The sequence below is a fragment of the Sporosarcina sp. P1 genome, from assembly GCF_002743155.1.
GTDB lineage: Bacteria > Bacillota > Bacilli > Bacillales_A > Planococcaceae > Sporosarcina > Sporosarcina ureae_B.
Genome location: NZ_PDYS01000001.1, coordinates 379,006 through 400,597, shown reverse-complemented (window position 1 = coordinate 400,597; position 21,592 = coordinate 379,006). Strand labels below are relative to the sequence as shown.

22 protein-coding genes and 1 pseudogene are annotated in these 21,592 nt (G+C 40.3%); 5 read left to right on the top strand and 18 right to left on the bottom strand.

What is annotated here, in order from left to right:
• Positions 1–17 precede the first annotated feature (17 nt).
• Positions 18–1,166 carry a cysteine desulfurase family protein gene (locus CSV73_RS02000; RefSeq protein ID WP_099626478.1) on the bottom strand — a complete coding sequence of 383 codons (1,149 nt, stop codon included), beginning with the start codon at positions 1,164–1,166 and terminating at the stop codon, positions 18–20.
• 12 nt (positions 1,167–1,178) lie between these two features.
• Positions 1,179–1,598: a cysteine metabolism transcriptional regulator CymR gene (cymR, locus tag CSV73_RS01995; protein ID WP_085133458.1), complete on the bottom strand. Its 420-nt coding sequence runs from the start codon at positions 1,596–1,598 to the stop codon at positions 1,179–1,181.
• 126 nt (positions 1,599–1,724) lie between these two features.
• Between cymR and CSV73_RS01990 the strand changes: the two genes are divergently transcribed.
• Entirely contained in the window at positions 1,725–3,020 is a 1,296-nt protein-coding gene (locus tag CSV73_RS01990) for a replication-associated recombination protein A (RefSeq protein WP_099626477.1), read from the top strand.
• Positions 3,021–3,086: 66 nt separating this feature from the next.
• Here the strand turns inward: CSV73_RS01990 and CSV73_RS01985 are convergent, their stop codons facing one another.
• From CSV73_RS01985 to nadC, 6 genes are all read right to left on the bottom strand, one after another.
• Entirely contained in the window at positions 3,087–3,887 is an 801-nt protein-coding gene (locus tag CSV73_RS01985) for a DUF6612 family protein (protein ID WP_099626476.1), read from the bottom strand.
• Positions 3,888–3,977: 90 nt separating this feature from the next.
• Positions 3,978–5,057, bottom strand: coding sequence for a branched-chain amino acid aminotransferase (locus tag CSV73_RS01980; protein WP_099626475.1), 1,080 nt, complete (start codon positions 5,055–5,057; stop codon positions 3,978–3,980).
• 19 nt (positions 5,058–5,076) lie between these two features.
• Positions 5,077–6,321, bottom strand: coding sequence for a glutamate-5-semialdehyde dehydrogenase (locus CSV73_RS01975; RefSeq protein WP_099626474.1), 1,245 nt, complete (start codon positions 6,319–6,321; stop codon positions 5,077–5,079).
• A 19-nt stretch (positions 6,322–6,340) separates the two neighbouring features.
• On the bottom strand, positions 6,341–7,432 hold the full coding sequence (gene proB / locus CSV73_RS01970) for a glutamate 5-kinase (RefSeq protein WP_099626582.1): 1,092 nt from the start codon (positions 7,430–7,432) through the stop codon (positions 6,341–6,343).
• 333 nt (positions 7,433–7,765) lie between these two features.
• On the bottom strand, positions 7,766–8,875 hold the full coding sequence (gene nadA / locus CSV73_RS01965) for a quinolinate synthase NadA (protein ID WP_099626473.1): 1,110 nt from the start codon (positions 8,873–8,875) through the stop codon (positions 7,766–7,768).
• A 5-nt stretch (positions 8,876–8,880) separates the two neighbouring features.
• Positions 8,881–9,729: a carboxylating nicotinate-nucleotide diphosphorylase gene (gene nadC / locus CSV73_RS01960; RefSeq protein ID WP_099626472.1), complete on the bottom strand. Its 849-nt coding sequence runs from the start codon at positions 9,727–9,729 to the stop codon at positions 8,881–8,883.
• 108 nt (positions 9,730–9,837) lie between these two features.
• On the opposite strand from nadC, the gene CSV73_RS01955 reads away from it, so the two are divergent.
• Positions 9,838–10,989: an IscS subfamily cysteine desulfurase gene (locus CSV73_RS01955; RefSeq protein ID WP_099626471.1), complete on the top strand. Its 1,152-nt coding sequence runs from the start codon at positions 9,838–9,840 to the stop codon at positions 10,987–10,989.
• A gap of 16 nt (positions 10,990–11,005) precedes the next feature.
• A complete protein-coding gene (locus CSV73_RS01950; RefSeq protein WP_085133450.1) occupies positions 11,006–11,545 on the top strand; it encodes a transcription repressor NadR in 540 nt (179 codons plus the stop codon).
• 13 nt (positions 11,546–11,558) lie between these two features.
• Here the strand turns inward: CSV73_RS01950 and CSV73_RS01945 are convergent, their stop codons facing one another.
• Both CSV73_RS01945 and CSV73_RS01940 read right to left on the bottom strand, forming a co-directional pair.
• On the bottom strand, positions 11,559–12,251 hold the full coding sequence (locus CSV73_RS01945; protein WP_099626470.1) for an LrgB family protein: 693 nt from the start codon (positions 12,249–12,251) through the stop codon (positions 11,559–11,561).
• Positions 12,248–12,625: a CidA/LrgA family protein gene (locus tag CSV73_RS01940; RefSeq protein WP_099626469.1), complete on the bottom strand. Its 378-nt coding sequence runs from the start codon at positions 12,623–12,625 to the stop codon at positions 12,248–12,250. The genes CSV73_RS01945 and CSV73_RS01940 overlap by 4 nt, the downstream gene beginning before the upstream one ends.
• Positions 12,626–12,867: 242 nt before the next feature.
• On the opposite strand from CSV73_RS01940, the gene CSV73_RS01935 reads away from it, so the two are divergent.
• Positions 12,868–13,104 (top strand): cold-shock protein, encoded by a 237-nt coding sequence (locus tag CSV73_RS01935; RefSeq protein WP_085133447.1) that lies wholly within the window; start codon positions 12,868–12,870, stop codon positions 13,102–13,104.
• Between the two features lie 52 nt (positions 13,105–13,156).
• On the opposite strand, the gene CSV73_RS01930 is transcribed toward CSV73_RS01935, so the two are convergent.
• Positions 13,157–13,354 carry a zinc-finger domain-containing protein gene (locus CSV73_RS01930; protein ID WP_099626468.1) on the bottom strand — a complete coding sequence of 66 codons (198 nt, stop codon included), beginning with the start codon at positions 13,352–13,354 and terminating at the stop codon, positions 13,157–13,159.
• Positions 13,355–13,463: 109 nt separating this feature from the next.
• Between CSV73_RS01930 and CSV73_RS01925 the strand changes: the two genes are divergently transcribed.
• Positions 13,464–13,865 carry a reverse transcriptase-like protein gene (locus tag CSV73_RS01925; RefSeq protein ID WP_099626467.1) on the top strand — a complete coding sequence of 134 codons (402 nt, stop codon included), beginning with the start codon at positions 13,464–13,466 and terminating at the stop codon, positions 13,863–13,865.
• Positions 13,866–14,544: 679 nt separating this feature from the next.
• Here CSV73_RS01925 and CSV73_RS01920 read toward each other — a convergent pair.
• The 7 genes and pseudogenes from CSV73_RS01920 to CSV73_RS01880 all read right to left on the bottom strand — a co-directional run bounded on the left by CSV73_RS01920 (position 14,545) and on the right by CSV73_RS01880 (position 21,502).
• Positions 14,545–15,153, bottom strand: a complete 609-nt coding sequence (locus CSV73_RS01920) for a Type 1 glutamine amidotransferase-like domain-containing protein (RefSeq protein ID WP_099626466.1) — start codon at positions 15,151–15,153, stop codon at positions 14,545–14,547.
• Between the two features lie 71 nt (positions 15,154–15,224).
• Entirely contained in the window at positions 15,225–15,458 is a 234-nt protein-coding gene (locus tag CSV73_RS01915) for a PF20097 family protein (protein ID WP_099626465.1), read from the bottom strand.
• Between the two features lie 91 nt (positions 15,459–15,549).
• Positions 15,550–15,912, bottom strand: coding sequence for a hypothetical protein (locus tag CSV73_RS01910; protein WP_099626464.1), 363 nt, complete (start codon positions 15,910–15,912; stop codon positions 15,550–15,552).
• 110 nt (positions 15,913–16,022) lie between these two features.
• Positions 16,023–16,550, bottom strand: coding sequence for a GNAT family N-acetyltransferase (locus tag CSV73_RS01905; RefSeq protein WP_099626463.1), 528 nt, complete (start codon positions 16,548–16,550; stop codon positions 16,023–16,025).
• 594 nt (positions 16,551–17,144) lie between these two features.
• Positions 17,145–17,933 (bottom strand): glutathione-dependent disulfide-bond oxidoreductase, encoded by a 789-nt coding sequence (gene yghU, locus CSV73_RS01895; RefSeq protein WP_099626461.1) that lies wholly within the window; start codon positions 17,931–17,933, stop codon positions 17,145–17,147.
• Between the two features lie 328 nt (positions 17,934–18,261).
• On the bottom strand, positions 18,262–19,533 hold the full coding sequence (locus CSV73_RS01890) for a GIY-YIG nuclease family protein (RefSeq protein ID WP_085133440.1): 1,272 nt from the start codon (positions 19,531–19,533) through the stop codon (positions 18,262–18,264).
• Positions 19,534–20,220: 687 nt separating this feature from the next.
• Positions 20,221–21,502 (bottom strand): annotated as a pseudogene (locus tag CSV73_RS01880) (IS3 family transposase).
• Positions 21,503–21,592 lie beyond the last annotated feature (90 nt).

The following is a 21,592-nucleotide window of genomic DNA, read 5'->3' as shown; positions in this document are numbered from 1 at the left end:
TTCATCCTTTACTTAATTCATTTCACTAGTCGTTTGACTACACTTGCAATTCGATTGGCTGCTTCTTCTATAATGGATTCATCCAAATCATAGCCGAAACTAATGCGGATCGAGTTTCTAGCGTTATCTGATTCCGTACCGAACATAGCGGTTACGACATGTGACGGTTCAAATGATCCTGCAGTACAAGCAGAACCGCTTGATACGGCTATACCGTCTAAATCCAAACTCATCAAAAATGTCTCCACATCGGTGCCCGGAAACGATACATGATAAATATGCGGTAAAGATCTTACTGCATGGGGGATGGTCGGTTGGAAATCAATTTGATGTTTCTCAAAGACATCCGCCATTATTTGTTTATACGTAGAATAATTTTTTTGTTTAACGAGCTTTGATTGCTCGGCAATGGAGACCGCTTCTGCAAATGCAACTACAGCTGGTACATTTTCTGTACCTGCACGGCGTTTCCTCTCTTGTGAACCTCCGAATACTTGGCTCGATAGCATCTTACCTTTTCGCTGATAAAGAAAGCCGATTCCTTTTGGTCCATTAAGTTTATGTGCTGAAACTGATAATAAATCGACTTGCAGTTCCTCGACATCCAGTTGGCACGTACCGTAAGCTTGCACTGCATCTGTATGGAAGACGGCCTGATGTGTGGAAAGAAGCTGGCCGATCTCCGCAATTGGCTGTATTGTCCCCACCTCGTTGTTTCCATACATGATAGACACCAAAATGGTTTCATCTGTTAATGCGTGCTGAACTTGCTCTGTAGTTATGACCCCATTGCGGTCAGGTGAAAGATAGGTCACTTTATAGCCTTGTGACTCCAGTTGTTTACACGGATTTAACACCGCATGATGTTCGATTTCCGTTGTAATAATATGTTTGCCTTCTGTTTCCGACGATCGTACACACCCAAAAATCGCCAAGTTATCCGCTTCTGTTCCTCCAGAAGTAAGAATGATTTCATTAGGTGATGCATTGATTGAAGAGGCTAACGTTTTGCGTGCATCTTCCAGCACTTTCCTCGCGTGACGACCGAATTGATGTGTACTTGAAGGATTACCATATGTATCCTGCAGCGCAGTGGTGAATCGCTCCAATACAGTTGGATGTATCGGTGTCGTGGCAGCATAGTCTAAATATATAGCTGGTTTCATAACTAAACTCCTTTAAATATAGAACATGTATTCATCAGCAGTCGACGTATCTTCAAATTCAATTAAATCTTTGATCGTCGTATGATCCAATACTCCTCGGATTGCGTCTCCGATTCGTTTCCATAGTTCCCGTTGCGGAATATCATCGTCATCAAGCCCTTCGACTAATTGGATCGGTCCTTCAAGCAAACGAATTACGTCTCCTGCCACGATTTCAGAAGGATCTTTTGCGAGTTTATAGCCACCGTAGGCACCGCGAACACTTTTCACCATTCCGCTGTTGCGTAAAGGCGGGATCAGTTGTTCCAGGTATGCTTCAGAGAGATTTTGCTCTTCTGCGATTTTACGCAAAGGTACAGGACCCTCTCCATATTTTCGTCCTAATTCTACTATTACTGTAAGTCCGTATCGTCCTTTAGTGGATATTTTCATTGGGCATCGTCCTTTACTAAAATTGCTGAAATCAGTATAGCATAATTGTATCACTGGTTCTTGCAAATGACTTCACTAATGTTTTACGGTATAATGAAAGAACAAACGTACGCTAGGAGGATGTACATGCATAATGAACCTTTGGCTTTTCGCATGCGGCCCGAGACGATTGATGAAGTGATTGGACAAGACCACGTCATCGGCAATAATACTCCCTTATATCGGATGATCAAGAACGGGCATGTCCCGTCCCTTTTATTATATGGTGAACCAGGTATCGGCAAAACGTCTCTAGCATACGCAATCGCAGGTACGTCAAAACTACCTTTCATTGCGTTGAATGCCACAGTAGCAGGAAAAAAAGACGTAGAAGATGTAGTGAAAGAAGCACGGATGACTGGCAAAGTGTTGCTATTCTTAGATGAAATCCATCGTTTCAATAAATTGCAGCAGGATACACTGCTTCCTCATGTAGAAAGTGGTTCGATTGTCTTGATCGGTGCGACAACGGAAAATCCATTCCATGATGTCAATCCCGCTATTCGTTCACGTTGTGGAGAAATCGTCCAATTAAAACGATTGCAACCAAAAGATTTACTGGAATTACTCGAGCGTACATTGAAAGACGAGAAAAAAGGACTCGGTAAGGAAACGATTGACATCACAACAGAACAACTGGAGAAAATCTCAGAAGGCGTGAATGGTGATGCGCGAAAAGCTTTAACTTTCCTTGAATCATTACTTGCTGCAAGTGATGAAGAGGACGGTAAGATTATTATTGAAGATGCATTGCTTGCTCAATTATTAACTAGAATTAGTTTACTAGGCGATAAAAAGGGCTCGCATCATTTTAATTTATTATCTGCTTTGCAAAAAAGTGTACGCGGAAGCGATGTCGATGCCGCACTTTATTATTTGGCCCAACTACTCGCAATTGGTGACCTCACAGCTGTTACAAGACGGATGCTCGTCATGAGTTACGAAGATATCGGATTGGCAGCACCAGATGTCGGAAGCCGGGTTCTCGCGGCCACAGACGCCGCACAACGTCTTGGCATGCCAGAAGCACGTATTCCACTTGCCACGGCAATTATAGAGATGTGTCTGGCTTCTAAATCAAACTCCGCTTATAAAGCTATCGATGCGGCTACAAAAACACTGCATGAGAAACCAACAGGCGAAATCCCCATGCATTTACGTGATACACACTACAGCGGGTCTGCCGCACTTGGTCATGGCGGATACGTCTATCCACACGCAACACCGGTAGGCACATTTGGCGGTTGGACAGACCAGCAGTACTTGCCTGACAGCCTAGTAAACTCTAAGTTCTATACCCCTGTAGAAGCCGGTGAAGAAACTAGAATGGCCGCCATTCACAAGCGTCTTCAATCATTCAAAGGCCAAAAGAATCCACGTTAGGAATTTAGCTAGATAGTACAAAAAATCCACGCCAACCTTTGCTAGGTCAGTGTGGATTTTCTCGTATTACTTGAACATCTCTGCATCTTTCGGTGTGGAAATCGAATCAATATCATTAAAATAACTATACTTTGCATCGAGCTTCTGCTTATAACGAATATAATCCCGTCCGAAATAACTCGTAACATTCGCCGACATCTTCATGCCCGTCACAAACATGGTCTTTTCGTTTACCGTCAGCTCTACATCCAGTTTCTCCACTACAGGAAATCCGCCATGCGTATGGACAAATTTTTCTGGTTGCGGACTATTCACTGATACAACTTCCATCAACTGACGATAATCAGCAGGAGATAGAGAAAACTGCACTGCATAGCCATAATCAATTTTTTCTATTTCTGCATCATGCAAAAAAGGTTTTAACAGCGAAAAGTCCATTATAGGAGAAACAAACGGCACCCACACACCAAGCAATTCTATGCGTTGCTCATCTGTTAGCTCTTGCCATTCACTTTTTTCTGTTTCAACTGTCTCTTGCATAGCCAATTCATTACCTTGGCGGAATAGTTGAATGTTTTTCGCGCCTTGTTTTGGAATTTTCCAGACGACTTCCTCTGAAACCTTCAGTGGATTTTGTTCAATATCCGCCTGGACTTGTACATTTTTGCTTGTACGCTTTGCAGGATCGGATGTGACACTACTTTCGTCGTACGCGATATTGGCATGGACCGATTCCAATTCATCCATCGCTTGTTCCGCTTTCTTCAATAAATCTTCCGCACTCGACGGGGCGGAAGACGTTTTTCCGCATCCTGTCACTGTAAATAGCATCACTGCCAGGAATAGAACGATCAAACTTTTGTTCATCAGGAAACTCCCCTTCAATCAAAACTATTAACAGTGTACTTCACAGCACCGCAGTTGTCACGGACCATTCCACCTGATTTGTGAAGGAAATTAGTCTACCGGCACGACCCAGTTAAATGGATCTTCTATTTTTCCAGTCTGGATGCCTGTAATCGTCTCATAAAGCTTTAGCGAAAGTTCACCGATCTCATTCTGATTGATCTCGCATTTTTCACCTTCAAAGAATAGTTCACCTATCGGAGAAATAACAGCAGCTGTTCCTGTACCGAATGCCTCTTCTAATGTGCCTGCTCGATTGGCTTCCATAATTTCCTCGATGGACACTTTACGTTCTGTAACTGGAATATCCCAAGCGATCAATAACTCGATAACGGACTTACGCGTGATACCTTCCAAAATACTGCCATTGAGGCTTGGGGTGATAACTTCTCCATTGATTTTGAAGAATACATTCATCGCTCCCACTTCTTCTATATAACGATGTTCTTTTGCATCCAGCCACAGAACTTGTGAATACCCTTCCGCTTCCGCCACTTCTTGAGCTTTCATCGCGCCTGCATAGTTACCGGCTGTTTTCGCAGAGCCTGTACCACCTACTGCCGCACGGACATATTCTGATTCAACTGCAATTTTGACCGGATTAACTCCTTCTTTATAATATGGACCTACCGGCGATAAAATGATCATTAGGCGGTACGTTTTAGAAGGAGCTACACCTAAATAAGGCTGTGTAGCGAAAATGAAAGGACGGACGTAAAGTGATGTCCCTGCTCTATCCGGAATCCAATCTTTATCAACAGAAATCAATTCCTTTAGTGCGCTTAATACGAATTTCTCATCGAACATCGGCATGCATAATCTATCATTTGAACGGTTCAGGCGTTTCATATTTTCCTCTGGACGGAACAAAACTACTTCCTTGTCTTCGTTTAAATAGGCTTTCAACCCTTCGAAAACCGTTTGCCCATAATGCAACACGATAGCGGCTGGATCTAAAAGAAACGGCTTATACGGCTCAATACGAGGATCATGCCATCCAGTTCCATCTGTATAGTCCATTACAAACATGTGATCTGTGAAAATCGTTCCGAAAGCGAGTGGATCATCCGCTGCTGGTTTGTCTTTTGGTGCGGAAGTTTCGTAGTGTAAAATATGTTTTTCATTGGCCATAAATAAACCCTCCTAAATATTATCTGATTTGTCCAGTTCCCCGAATAACAAATTTCGAAGAAGTCAATGCTTCTAATCCCATTGGACCTCTCGCGTGAAGCTTTTGTGTACTGATACCGATTTCAGCACCATAACCGAATTCAAAACCATCCGTAAAGCGTGTAGAAGCATTAACGTAAACAGCTGCTGCATCTACGTTATTTAAAAATTGCTCAGCATGTGCATCCGTCTGTGTAATAATGCTTTCTGAATGCTTCGTACTGAATGTTGCTATATGATCTAATGCTTGCTGTACATTTTCCACGCTCTTCAAGCGTAATGTCAAGTCCAGGTATTCATTTGACCAATCATTTTGTTCAACCGCTGCGACATCTGAATCAAATGCCTGTAGTTGATCGTCCCCTTGTAGTTGCACGTCTTGGTCACGTAATGCTTTAATCAAACGCTTTCCATGTCGCGCCAACCAGTTGGAATCGATCAAAACGGTTTCGATCGCGTTGCAAACCGACGGACGATGGGTTTTGGCATTGACTACTATATCAATCGCCATTTTCTCATCTGCGGATTCATCGATAAACACATGGCAGTTCCCCGCCCCTGTTTCAATCACCGGTACTGTAGACTCACGGATAACAGTCTGTATCAACTTAGCTCCGCCACGTGGAATCAAGACATCTAAATAGTCATTGAGTGTGAACAATTCTTTCGCTGTTTCTCGACTCGTGTCTTCTATTAATTGAACAGAATCGACTGGTAATGAACTTTTTTCGAGTCCGCGTTGAATAACACGCCATAGGGCCAAATTGGAATATTTCGCAGACGAACTTCCGCGCAACACGACCGCATTCCCTGTTTTCAAAGCCAAGGACGCAGCATCTATCGTAACATTCGGTCGTGCTTCATAAATCATTGCAATGACACCGATCGGCACGCGCTTCTTGACAATATGTAATCCGTTTTCTTTGTGGATTTCTTCAAGCGTTTCTCCAATTGGATCTTGTAAATCAATTAGTAGACGAACACCTTCCGCCATCGCTTCAATACGCTCAGGCGTCAATAAAATACGATCGAGAACGGCCGAGTCAATTCCTCTTTCACGACCTTCTTCAATATCTTTTTTATTCTCCGTGAGCAATTGATCCTGTTCTTCCAATAATTGATCGGCAATCAATTGCAATGCATGGTTTTTCTCTTCTGTCGTTGCCACGTTCAGTTCAATACTTGCTTCTTTTGCAGCTTTGCCTTTATCTCTAATTTCACCCATAATCCATTCTCTCCTTTAATTATACTTGTACCCAGCGATCTCGGTGAATGACTTCTAGCATCGGTTTGAATTCTTCCAATTTATCCTTATTGGATATCGTTTGTTTTAATTGTTCAGATGAATAGGTGACTTCACCTTTACCGATCAAACCATCTAAACCGAACACTTCCACGACTTCGCCAATACCAAAGTCACCTTGTACTTTAAAGACACCCGCGGGTAATAAACTGCGACCGTTATGCACAATGGCTTCTTCGGCACCTTTATCCACATATAGACGTCCAGTTGATTCGGAATGAAGTGCAATCCATTGACGGTTCGTATTGATCGTATTGGCAACAGGACTGGATATATATGTACCGTCTCCATGACCTTTTAAAATGTCCAGTAATTTTGACGGACCACGCCCTGTTCCAATGAATACTGGAACTGCCAATGTGTGAGCGGTTTTTGCAGCCAGTATCTTCGAACGCATGCCCCCTGTACCGACTTTTGAGCCGACATCATCAGCACCGCCCAGTAATTCATCTGTAATTTCATCCAACTTAGTCAATCGTACAGCGTCTGGATCTGTTCGTGGATTACTTGTGTAGATGCCATTGACATCGGTTAAAATAATCAACTGATCCGCGTGTAGAAAACCACTGACTAATGCGGATAGCATATCATTATCACCGAATGTTAACTCATCAATTGACACCGTATCATTTTCATTAATGATCGGCATAATACCACGGTCAAGTAATTCAGACATCGCCGCAAATGCGTTGCGGTATCGATCGCGATCGGCAAAGTCATGACGCGTCAATAAGATCTGTGCTGGTATTACTTTATGTGCGCTAAATCTTTCGATATAAGACTGTATCAATAAGCTCTGCCCTACTGCCGCTGCGGCTTGCTTACCTTTTATGGTCTGTGGACGGGAAGAATAACCGAGACGGGCAAAGCCTGCCGCGACCGCTCCTGAAGAGACGACAATGACTTCATGTCCAACGTTTTTTAGCATCGCCAAGGCATCGACATGATCATTGAATTTCACTTGATCGATTTCTCCATTATCATTCGTTAACGAGCTGCTACCGATTTTCACAACGATTCGTTGTCTTTTCATATACATTCGCCTTCCATTTCTCCATATCATCTGCTTTTAGGAAATAAAAAAGCCCAATCGTCCCGATATAATCAGGACGAAAGGACATAACTTCCGCGGTGCCACCATCATTGGATCCATTTATATGAATCCCGCTTTCCTTCTAACGCCAAGGTGCGCGCCTGTGTTTTCACAGGACTCAAAAGGCAGGTTCGACAAGGCATTGCGACGGAAACTTCCAGCCGATGGATTCCGCTCTCTAACACATGCTATTTATCTACTGATCCTTCTTCAACATTCAATATCATTTTCCCAATCATACAATATTCAGAGTAATTGTCAAGCGCAGCTACGTTAGTTTCGTTGCAACATACGGTTTAGCGCATCAATCGCATCCGCGGAAGTAGCTTCATCCACTTGGATAATATTTTGCTCCGCGCCTACTATGATACTTTCAAGACTCCAAAGTAAATGAGGTAAATCAATACGGTTCATTGTCAAACAAGGACACATTAAAGGGTTTAATGAAATGATATCTTGATCCGGATGATTTTCCATCAGACGGTTGACTAAATTCATTTCTGTTCCGATCGCCCATTTCGTTCCAGGAGCGGCGGATTCAATTTGATCAATAATATACTTCGTTGAACCATTATCATCAGATTTTATCACGACTTCGTGAGAACATTCCGGGTGAACAATAATACGACGATCAGGATCATTTTCACGTAACTGTCGAATATTTTCTACCGTGAAGTTTTCGTGGACCGAGCAATGTCCTTTCCACAATATCACTTGACACTCTTCGTTTTGTCCATCGTATTCGAGAGTATCTGTAATAGGATTCCATACAGCCATGTGATCGAGAGGCACACCAAGTCCATACGCTGTGTTGCGCCCTAAATGCTGATCAGGTAAGAATAAAATACGTTTTTTCTGAGTGAAAGCCCATTGAACGATTTCTTTGGCATTTGACGATGTCACTGTTGCACCGCCATTACGTCCGACAAATGCTTTGATTGCTGCCGTTGAATTGACGTACGTCAATGGAAGAATCGTATCTCCAAAACGTGCTTGCAAGTCAATCCACGCTCGTTCCGTCTGGTAGATATCCGCCATATCAGCCATCGAACAACCAGCACGCATATCAGGCAAATAGACTTTTTGATTTTCCGTTGTTAGGATGTCCGCCGTTTCCGCCATGAAGTGCACGCCACAAAACACAATATGTTCGGCTTCTTCGTTTGCTGCGCAGATTTGCGCTAATTGCAAAGAATCTCCCGTAGCATCTGCAAATTGAATCACTTCATTTTTTTGGTAGTGATGGCCAGGAATAAATAATTTGTTCCCTAATGTTTGTTTAATGGTACGAATCTTTTCTTCCATTTCACTAACCGTAAACTGTTTATACTGTTCTGGCAACATAGCGTTTGCCTGTTCTCTTACAAGTTCCATCATCGACATGTTCTTCAGTCCTCCTGCGTAGTGAGTTGTATAGTAGCACTAATGTCAGCTGCCATTACGGAATGTGTCAGTGCGCCGACCGATATGTAATCAATTCCTGTCTTGCCATAAGAAGCGATGGTGTCTTCTGTAATCATGCCCGAAGCTTCTGTCATGAAATGAGCAGGTACTAATGGCAACCAGTCAGTAATTTCTTGTGGCGACCGGTTATCAAACATAATAATATCCACGTTTGCTTCGATAGCTTCTTGTAGTTGCGTTAGAGATTCGATTTCTACTTCTATTTTCACTGTGTGACCTAAACGTGTTCTCAGTAGTTGCACGGCATTCGTAATAGAACCCGCGTAGGCCAAGTGATTATCTTTTAGCATCACTGCGTCATACAAGCCATTGCGATGATTAAATCCACCGCCTGTACGGACTGCATATTTATCTAACATGCGGAGCCCAGGAGCCGTTTTGCGTGTGTCACAAACTCTCGTCTTCGTTCCGGACAATAATGCAGTTAGATCAGCAGTTTTCGTTGCAATCGCACTCATCCGCTGAATACAATTCAGTACTACTCGTTCCGCAGTTAATAGATCTCTAACACAACCTTTAACAATCGCGAGTACTTGCTTATCTGTTATTCTTTCACCATCTTCTACTAGACATTCGACTTCTATAGATGGATTCATCACTTGAAAACCTGTCGTGATGACATCTACTCCACAAAATACTCCTGAAGTTTTAGAGATGATTTGCATTTCACCTATCGCATCAGCAGGAAATAATGTATTAGCCGATAGATCTCCATCTCCCACGTCTTCTATGAAAAACTGTTCAAGCATTGAGACCAATTTGATTCTATTCATGTGCAGTCCTACGACCCTTCTTTTTACTTAGTGTCTTTACATCTATCTTTACATATAAACAGTTATATGACAAGATGAATATACTATTTATTGCAGGAGGTCATTCAATTGCATTACTTTGATTACGCCGCCACGACGCCTCTCCGTGAGGAAGCCGCCTCGGTCTATGTGTCGGTCTCTCAACAACAGTTTGGTAACACAACGAGCCTCCACGACGCAGGAGGGGCTGCGCAAAACATCTTGTCCCATAGCAGACAAAACCTATCTGCACTTTTAGGGGTACGCCCTGAAGGGATATACTTCACTTCGGGTGGTACGGAAAGTAACATTCTCGCACTATTATCTTTAGCTGAGTCGGCAAAGAAAAAAGGACAGCATATTATTCTTTCTGCTGCGGAACATCCTTCGCTCCATTCAGCTGCAGCGTACCTGGAAAGACAAGGGTTCCTTGTTACGTTCATTCCTTTTACAACGAAAGGCTTCATCGATTTACTAGCTCTCGAAAATGCCATTACAGAACAAACGACTGTCGTATCCGTGCAACACTGCAATCCAGAAATCGGTACCATTCAACCGATCCGATCTATATCTGAACTAGTAAAACCTAAAGGGATTTATTTGCATAGTGACTGTGTACAATCTTTTGGTAAATTATCTGTGCGCGCCATCTCTCCATATGTAGACAGCCTGTCCGTATCAAGCCATAAAGTGCATGGTCCAAAAGGGGTTGGTGCAGTCTATATCGATCCACATATTCGTGCAGTTCCGCTATTTCCAGGAGCTACACAAGAGAAAGGATTTAGAGGTGGAACGATGAATGTACCGGGAATTGCTGCATTCGTTACGGCAGCTGAGCTGGCAAATAGTAATGAAGTCAAGTACGCTACATTACGCTCTCTCTTTATTGATATACTCTCTACCCGGCAAGATGTGTTCACTTTCTATGGCGATCTCCAGACATCTGAACAACTTCCGCAAATTATCGGTCTATGCGCCAAACACTCAGAAGGACAACTCATTATGTTAGAATTAAATAGAAGAGGATTTGCTATATCGACAGGTAGTGCTTGTCAGGTCGGTCAACAACAGTCATCAATGACAATGACTGCGATGAATATCCCCGCCCATTTGGCGAAAGGATTCATTCGGATTTCATTTGGTGAGACATCAACTAGTGAAAACGTCACCCAACTGGCAAAAGCGTTGCTTGAAGTTGCAGTATTAACACCTACTGCACAAATCCCGATAGATATTTTATAGATGGCAGGTGAGATTTTTGCGACAAAAAGCAAAAGTGGCAGGAGAACAGCGTCGAAATTTGATTCTCCAAACGTTAAAAGAAGCAAATCATCCCGTTACAGGTGCAGAATTAGGTGATTTAACAAAAGTCAGCAGACAAGTAATCGTTAGTGATATTAATTTGTTGAAAGCAAAAGACGAACCCATCATGGCGACGAATCAAGGATACTTATACACGCAGTCAACTAAAAGTGTAAAAGACATTGAAAAAATCATCGTCTGTAAACACGCTCCTGAACAAACTGAAGAAGAATTGCATATTTTAGTCGACCACGGCGTAACTGTCAGAGATGTACGGGTAGAACATCCTGTGTACGGCGATGTGCGCGCATCGATCATGGTATCGAACCGGCAAGAAGTCAAAACGTTTATCGAACAGATCCAGCAGGCACAAGCTCCTTATCTATTGAATTTGGACGAAAGCGGGATTCATTTACACGCTATTTCTGCTCCACGACCAGAACAACTACACGATGCGGAAGAAGCATTAAAAAAAGCGGGATTCCTAATTGAATAGGAATTCCGCTTTTCTATGGAAACAACCAAATACCAAATATAGGACCGACAAGTGCGCCGATAATCGCCGATAAAGTCATGGCAACCGAACTCATGGAAGCCGTTTGTTCCCCGTATTCAAGCGCTTTAGAAGTTCCAATCGCGTGCGCACCCACTCCAAGGCCAATGCCCTGACCAATCGCTGTATCAATCTTGAACCAGCGATTGATCCAAGGACCCATTAGGATTCCAGCAAGTCCGGCGATAATGACAAATACCGTCGCTAGCGAAGGTATGCCACCGAGTTCTTCCGCTATTTGCATAGCGATTGGGGAAGTAATGGATTTAGGTAAAATACTGGCCAGAAGTTCAGTTGAAAAGCCGACCCATCTGGCTGCGAGGACGCCTGTCAACATCCCGACAACACCTCCAACCACGACTCCACCAAAGATGGGCAATACATTCTTTTTGATGACATCCCGTTGCTTATAGAGTGGAATACAAAGTGAGACGATCGCAGGGCCAAGCAACGCGTCAATCCATTTACCACCTACCATATACGTTTCATATGACGCATCGAATAACGATAACAAGACAATGACTGCGATAGTCGTTGTCAGGATAGGTACTAGAAACGGCGAACGTAACCTTACGTAGACGACGTTCATCACAAAATAAAGAATAACCGTTAACACTATCATCGTGAAGGCAAGTACTACTGTATTCATGAAAGAGTCCCCTCCTCTTTCACATGGCGCTTGGCCATAAATTGGCTAACCAGACTGGCGACGATCATCGTAATCAACGTACTACCGATTGTGATCACGATCAGTAGACTTCCCTTACCTGCGAACACATGACCATAATCCATCACGCCAACCGTTGCGGGAATCAAATACAGTGGCAAAGTCGATAGAAATACATATGCACCTTTTTCCACCCAGCGCAGTGGAATGATTTTGATCGATAACAGTCCCCATAACACGAGCAAACCGATAATGCTCCCCGGCAAAGGAATGGATAGTTTGGCGCGTAAAAACTCACCTGTTAGAAATAGTATGTATAAAATTCCTACTTGCAAAAGCGGGATGACAATTTTCACTCCAACACTTCCTTATCTGATTCTTATGTATAAAAATGAATACTTCTTCATTATAGGGAATAGTCAGATAAAAACCAATACATTCCTTGCTATTTTTGAATAGTAATCAGAATATTCCTTCTAACATTGACACGCTCGGCCCACTCATGTATAGTGTAAGAAGCCGTATTGGGCAAGTTGTCAGTAGTAGACTTGTACGTTACGTGTGGAGATGGATTTCTAATTGCCGAGGAGGAATTATTATGCACCAAGGTAAAGTGAAGTGGTTCAGCAGTGACAAAGGGTATGGATTTATCGAAGCAGATGATGGTGAAGATGTTTTTGTGCATTTCACAGGAATTGCTACAGATGGATTTAAGACACTGGCTGAAGGTCAAACAGTTTCTTTTGAAGTAATTGAAGGAAATCGTGGTCCACAGGCGGCTAACGTATCGACTCTTGAGGATGAAGTGCAACCTCATCTCGACGTAAACAGCTGAATTTATAACATAAACAAAGCATCCACGCAGTTGCGGGATGCTTTTTCGTTATTTATTTGGATGCAGTACTGATCTTGTTGATTTCTCTTCCAAGGAATTGCAACTGGTTTCCTACAGTACAGTCAGAAATACAAAATTGGTGAGCGCCTGTTTTGCCACGTTCGTTTGTTAGTTGTTTTTTCACGTAACAACCTTCACAATATATATCGAGCAATTGATTGATTTCTTTCATGACAACTACTTTATTCATTAGAAAAGAACTCCCACCTTTCTTCTTTCTATTTTAAGTCGGCTAACGGGATGTTGCAAGTGTTTCTATGTTTTTTACATTTTATTACCAGATTGGAGAGAAAAATCTCATGTTGGAAGTGTACATAGACGGTGCTAGCGCAGGTAATCCTGGGCTGAGCGGAATTGGTGTATATATTAAAGGAGAAGGTCAGGATGTCCGGATTAGTGAGTCGATTGAGCCGACGAATAATCATCATGCGGAGTTTCAAGCGCTTGTGAGAGGTCTTGAGGAAGCATCTAAGCTGACAACAGGCATGGTGTCGGTGCGCTCCGATTCGACGGTGGTCGTGCAGTCGATGGAGAAGGAATTTGTGAAGAATGCGCAGTATGTACCTCATTTGAAGGAGGCATTGAGACTCGCAGCGTCGTTTGATTTTTTCTTTATTAAGTGGATTGCCGACAGTACAAACAAGACGGCAGATACGCTTGCGCGGCAAGCGATTTTGATGCAGAAAAAGCAAAAGGAATAAACTAGGCGAGATGTTTTGTTGTCATTTAAGAATTCGACATTAAAAGAGTGTACTGCTTGTGCTTTATTTTATTCGCAAAGGTCGTGCTTCATGACGACCTTTCTTGCAGGGGGACTCAATCTGATTAAGTAGTAGCTATAATTTGATCATTGAGTCGGGTTGAATGGCAGCCCTCTGCAATTATCGGCATTCAATTGTGGTCGATTGTATTATTATTTTTACACTTGTATAATTGGACCTATGTTATTTTGAATATCATTATTTAATTTATTAATTTCTAAATCCCATTTATCCAATGCGTAATGAATAACTTGCCTAATAATTTTCGAGTATGTATGTCCATTACTTGTATAATCTGCACTTAATTCCTGTCTATCTTGTTTTAATAGCACTATAAGTTCCTGCTTTTATTCAACTGTCATATATTCAAAAATCAACCTTGGCTTTCTATCCAATTATATCCCCCTCGTATGCAAATGTTACAAACTCAACATTCTGGCCTGTTTGGTGCGTAACGGTTGTTCAGTTTACGCACCCGATGACAGGATTGTGGTTTGACCCCGTTGATCTGAGTCGCAACCGGACGGTTCCGGAGTCGCCAGCTGTAACGAAGATCAACTAAGCGGGTGCTAATAAACCATGTGCCACAATCGCACCCGATTGCGATACTCGAAAAAGTTTAAGTAATAATTTCTGCAATTAACTTTTCATTTCGGAAATGTAAATTTTCATTGTCGTTTAAAGAATATAACTTAATACCTGTTTGATTGGCTGACCAATTATCAAACGCTTCACGTCGCTCTTTGTCATTGTAATGAGGACACAAACTACCTTTCAGTAATCCTAAACCCTCAAACTCTTCGTACTCTTGTTCGTTTTTTTCACTAAAACAAGTTTCGAACCAACACATTGCACCGGCACTTATTCCAGCTAAGATGACGCCATTTTGATATGCATTTTTTAATACAACATCGAAACGTGTTCTTTTCCAAATTTCTAGCATATTTTGAGTATTGCCACCGCCTACATATACAATATCTAAAGAATTTACGTTTTCTTGGATGTTTTGTGATTCAAAGTCTTTGATAGTGAGGTGGCTTGTATGTTCCGTTTTGAAAGCTTCATAAAATTTATCTATATAACCTTGCGCATCATTACTAGCGGTTGGAATAAACGCAATCTTTAATGGTCCCTGTCTTTTTGGGATTTTTAGTAGGTACTCATCAATATAGGCTTTATCTTCTTTAGAAAAACCTCCGCCGGAAATTGCAAGAATATTTCCTCCCATTTATTCATTCCCCCATTACACCTTTGTTTCGCTAAATGGCCCGATTGTTTAACAAAACAATTATCTCTGTTTCAGTCTTCGTTACCTAAGTAATCTATAATTACTTTTTTACAACTCTCACAAAGATAAGCGTCAACATAATTGATAGAAAAACGATTTTGTTTTGATAACAAAACTGATTCCTTACTAAGGCTTGGTTCAACACTCAATTTTGACACTTTGGGAACCCAAGCAAGCCTAGTACCACTTTGTATATAACCTTTTTTCATTTCTTCATCACAATTCGGACAATTATTTTTACTCATATTCCCCCTCCTACAAACTATTAAATTAAATGGCCCGATTCTAGAACAACACTATGCTGCAATCGCACCCATTTGCTTAGCATTAGTTAATTTATTCGCTTGGCATATAGCCAACTACTTCATTTGTATTCGAATCAACGATGATTAATGGTGTCCCAATTACAGCGTTATCAACATCTTCAAATGAAACTTCCAGCAATTCTTTTCCATCATATGTTTGATCTAATAATACGTACTTACTATCAGCATTTACTTTTTCCACTTTGGCACTTTCGAAATCATCTTTCGCTCGATCTCGCCAACCTTTTTCATTTAAAAATTCCCACGCTGCAGCTTTAACATCTTCCTTGCTATCTATTTCACTTGTGTTTTCTATAACTGGTTTATTTGAACAACTCGCAATAAGTATTATCGAAAAAACTGTCAATACTAAGTAAACGAATTTAACTTTCATTCTAGCTTCATCTCCTTGTCAAGTAGACGGCATATTGCTAAGTAAGTTACATGATTTTGGCCCGTTTGAAGCACAGTCCTTATTCAACAACCGCGCCCGTTTGTGGAATACTATTCTCTAAGGAGGGAATAAACGTTTGTATCATATGCTTTTCCATCTTGGTACATATAATTTCTTAAAACTCCCTCTTTTTGAAAGCCTACTTTTCCTAATAATTTATTCGAGGCTTCATTTTCAATAAATACTACTGCACCTATACGAGTTAAACCCATAATATCAAAGCCATAGGAAAGAACTTCAGAAACTGCTTCTGAGGTATATCCCTTTCTCCATTGTTGCGGGTGAATTTCGTAACCAATTTCAGCTCGTTTATGTTTTGGCAACCAAGCATTAAAGCCAATTGTTCCAATTATACCTTTGGTTTCTTTTCGCTCAATTCCCCATCGCATGCCTATTTTTTCACTATAGTTTTTTGAGAATATATCTACGAACTTTTCTGCTTCTTCTATACTTTTTAACGTTTCTTGTCCGTAAAAACGTGTTACGTCTTCGTTAGAAAAACAAGCAAAAATGCCTTCTGCGTCTTCATTTGTTAATTCTCTTAATATCAGCCTATCTGTTTCTAGTGTAGGAAACATTTAATCTCTCCCTTTATTTAGTTCCTAATGTAGGAAAATTCTCTTCAAATTTAATTATTACTACAACAAGTTATTCAACAAAATGGCCCAATTGCGACATAGTTGTGTTACAGAAAAATCCTCTTTTACAGAATTAGATCTGTTTCATGTTCATCGAGGATTTTATGAACACAATATATAAAATTACTCCCAAGCTTATAACAATTACGTAATAGTACCAGATTCCGAACAGTAACAAATTTGTTAAAAAGCAACATACGAGCACTGTTGCTGCTATTCCCAATGAATGCTGAATCAGAGTGGAATAGAAGAATCTATTACCTGCCTGATAAACTAAAAACCCAATAGCCGGACTAATTACCGCAGAAAAAATAATTATAGAAACAAGCGTAAAGTATAGCATAAGAATACTCCTTACCTATTGATAATCTGGCCCTATTACTGAATAAGGTGCAAAACTCTTATACAAGAATCGCACCCATTTTGTAAAATTAACCACTCTTCCTATTCACGATACCGTTGTCCTTGACATATCTATATAAGGTTTCAATTCTATTTTAAAGAAGAAAATCCTCAATACATGTTTTTTTGAAACTACTTCTTAAGCGGCTGATACTCTGCTGCAAGACCTTTTTGAACGCCTGGTCGTTTCGCAATGCGATGAGACCATTCCAAGAGATGGGTATATTCATCCATGTTTAAAAATTCATAAGAGCCTTCATACAAATTCCCTAAAGCTAAACGTCCGTACCAAGACCATATCGCAATATCTGCAATAGCATAGGTGTCACCAGCGATATAACAACGCTGAGCTAATATTTTATCTAGTAAGTCTAATTGACGTTTCGTTTCCATAGTAAAACGATCAATTGGGTATTTCATAGGCTCTGGCGCATAAGCAAAAAAGTGACCAAACCCTCCACCAACATAAGGACCTGCTCCAATTTGCCAGAATAGCCAATTAAGGGTTTCTGTTCGTCCATGAATATCTGTAGGAATCAATTTATTAAATTTCTCAGCCAAGTAAAGCAAAATCGACCCTGATTCAAAAATTTCCACACGTGGACTTTGACTTTGATCGACTAGGGCTGGGATCTTAGAATTAGGATTGATCTTCACAAAATCTGAACCAAATTGTTCGTCGGCTCCAATATTGATTTCATACAAATCATAGTCTGCACCATCGACACCCAACTCTTTTAATTCTTCCAGCATAATCGTCACTTTAATACCGTTCGGCGTTCCGAGGGAATAGAGTTGGAATGGTGCCTCTCCGACTGGTAGTTTTTGTTCGAAACGTTCACCGGCTGTCGGACGATTTCCACCTCTATTCGAATTCTCTGCTTCCCACTTCCACACGTTTGATAATTCATATTTTGTCATCTGAACACTCCTCCTACTATCTATTTATTAACTCCATCATACTAACTGTATAAAACTATTCCTAATATTTAGTTTATCATCTATTTGTATTACAGCTTATCGTTATTGTTCTTACACTAAATTTTTCTCTGCAAAAGGTAACTGGGTAAACTTCATCTGGATCTATGTCAATATTCATTCTTATTTCCTCCCCTTGCCAAGGGTAAATGAATTAGAGAATAATTGATTTGGGTACCCAATACATTCATACGCAGTTATTATTCCGCAATTATGGTCCGTTAGAAGCACATGTGTTATCCAGCAACTTCGCCCGATAATTGCTAGTTTTTTATTTAGACGGCAATGCCATCTTCTTTTGCTTCAATACAAAACTTTTTTCTCGGCGTACTTTCAGTTCCATAATCGTAGTATTTCCTTGTGGACCTGTACGCTCGATTGCTTCATCAATGATTGCTATTTCATTATCATAATCTTTTAGTTTTCGATAAGCCATTGCATATGATCTATATAATGCTGGTGCATCATATCCGTTATATCTTGCTTTATCAAATAACTCAATGGCCTTTTCTATATTATCAGCTTTTCGTTCCTTCTCACCTTGCTCCCAATAATGCATTCCCTCATTATATCCTTTACTCCAATCGTGTAAGTTCTTTATCTCAGTTAATGGAACTCGTTTGTGAACCGGATTAAATAACACTTCTTCTTTTGAAATTGCTTCAACTTCACCATACTTGTTTATTAAAAATCCCCTTACATCTAGCAAGTGGTATGTTGGGACCTTCCTTCCAAGCCTCTCCATAGCCTTCTCTTGGTCAACTATATAGTTTTGTAAATAATCATCCCCGATAAATATCCAAGCCGATACAGACTTTGCGAATTGGGTTGTTAAAACTCTACTGCCATTCATTGATAGCAAATGTAATGTTTCTTCCTTATATTTATCAAGATTCCCCCCATAAAGAATTTCAATTTCATCTCTCATACTTCTGGTAATGAAAACCACCGCGCCCAAGCTTTCGATCTTGACCTCATCAAACGCTTGAGGTTTCACCCCAAAGTAATGCTCCTCTATCTCACTTGCGTATAAATAGGGCGGGGTCTCAAATTTTAATTCAGGAGTGTTTGGACTACGATCATACCCATTGTCTCTTTTCGCTAGGAGTGGAGTTATACGATTCGTTAGCCTGTCGTTTGTTTCATTTAGTACCCGTGTCATTTCTTTGTTTTCCAACTCTATTGCTTGATCTTCAGTTAATCCCGTTCCAATAAAGCGTGTATCAGTTTCATACAGCTTGCGTATCTTCTCTGCTTCATACGCTCGTTCGTGGAATTCCTTATAACGATCGCCACGTCCTTTTCCTATATAAAAGACTTCTCCGGTTTCTTTTATAAACCATTCGTATACATAAAAATCTTCTTTCACACTGCCCGTTGAAACACCAACGGATGATGCAGAAATAATCCCATTGTAGTCATCATCTATTGAAAAACTTAAAGTTGGTCCTATGATTGAATTTTCTTCGCTTTTGGGTTTCTGTGCCTCAATCTTATTTTCTACTTGTTTTTTATTTCCGAACAACCTTTTAAATATCTCCATCTTTCTCAACCCCGTTTCTAATTATTGTTTTACCATTACCCTATAATCATCATATCAGAGTTGTATTTATCAATAACGTGTTTCTCAATTGATGGTGATATGGACTTTGCTGTTGCATTAATAAAACTTTTTGCTTGGACCATTTTGTAATTCCAACTTTTTAAATAAGCTTTACAATCGTTAATGGTTATCAAGTAAAGCCATGTTTTAATTTGTGCGTCATATCGAAACGAGTTGAGTTTTTTTAACATTTGATAAACGTATTTTGAACTATGTCCTCAGAAGCCTCTATATCTTTCAAATAAGAAAATATTAATCGTACCAACTCATTATCAGATTCAATCATCACTTTTTCTAATATGAAATCTGTTTTCTTCTTTATACAATCCACTAGCTCCCCTTCATCGTACTTCAAATTCAACCATTAGACGATTATCAAATCATAATAAGTTCAAGCCTTTGAAACATTTACTCAAACAAAGATTCTTCTATTTTAGCTGCTTTTATTCCTATAAGTACTTTTCATAAAAGTGCATACTTAAAATTAATATATAGAAAATATAGTTGAACCAAAAAGCCTGTATCTTAGATCACAAAGTAATCTAAACTGTACCCTTTGTAAAGGACAATTAAAAAAGCCTATGCTGCTTGTTGAAGTTGCTGCCTGTATTTTGCAGGCGGCAACTTTTATAAATCCCACTGCCCACGATCATGATTGTAATATGTCATGTAACTTTTAATTTCACGTTTGACTTCCTCTAATGTTGCACACTCTTTTATGTTCGTTTCGTCCTTAAAATGCCCGAAGAAGGATTCCTGTGGCGCGTTATCCCACAGTTTCCCCGTCTGGACATGGATTGACCCAGCCCCATCCGTTTAATAACTGACTGAACTTCCGAACTCGTGTAATGGAAACCTTGATCCGAATGAATAAAGGCACCTTCTGAAAGATGGTCATGTTTTCTCAATTTTTGAAGGGTGTTCAGCACAATTTCTAAATGTAGTGAAGAGGATACTTCGTACGCCAAAATTTCGTTTGTCTCTGCGTCCTTAACTGTGGATAAATATGCTCGTTTTCCATCTTTATATGTTAAATAAGTGATATCGGTTAATAATACTTTTCCCACTATACCTTGTTTAAAATTGCATTGTAATAGATTGGTACACGTACGATGTTCTTTTGTTGCCTTCTCCATACGTCGATAAGGATTCACCTTACGAATCGGACAGATAATATTATATTTCTTCATGATACGACGAATGCGCTTTAGATTATAGGTAATATTATATTGATTTTGGAGTATCATTTTAATTTGGTGTGCATCTTTTTTGCGTCCTTTGAAACGATAAGCCCTTAAAATGAGATCCCTTACCATTTCATCTGCTTGTTCTTGCACTACTCGTTTTTGCGACGACTGTTCCGCAAAATAATTATAATAACTTGAACGAGAGACACCCATTACTTCGCATAAATAGCTTACCATCCGCTTCGAATTATACTTATTAACGGTGTAAAGGATTAATTCAAATTTCACTCCTGTCAGGATTTTTATTTCCTCTTCAACGCCTGCCTTTCGAGTAAATCGAGCTTTTTAAGTAATTCATTCTCTGCACGTAATAATTGGTTTTTGGCTTCTAAACGATCAATTTTCTCCTCAAGTGTTAGTTCGCGACCTACTGGACGACCCGCATTATCTTTACGTGTGTCCTGTAAACCGTTCACACCCTCTTTTCGATACGCAGCACGCCAACGCTTACTAGCGGAATGTACACGCTCTTTACCGATTAGCTCAACGTCAAAACCTGCTTCCTCAAATATCTCCCCTGGCAATTTACCTTTTTCGTATTCTGAAATAAAATGACGTTTAAATTCATCTGAATAAGTAATTCCTTTTTCACTGACTGCTTTCACATTGGGATTACATTTTAGTTGATCCTGTTCTTTTTTAGTAAATAATATGTTAGTCATTTGATCCCACCCCCGAAATCTTTTTTCATAATATACATAAAAATACCCTATAAGAGGGACTTTTTCAAAGTGTCCATCTTATAGGGTACA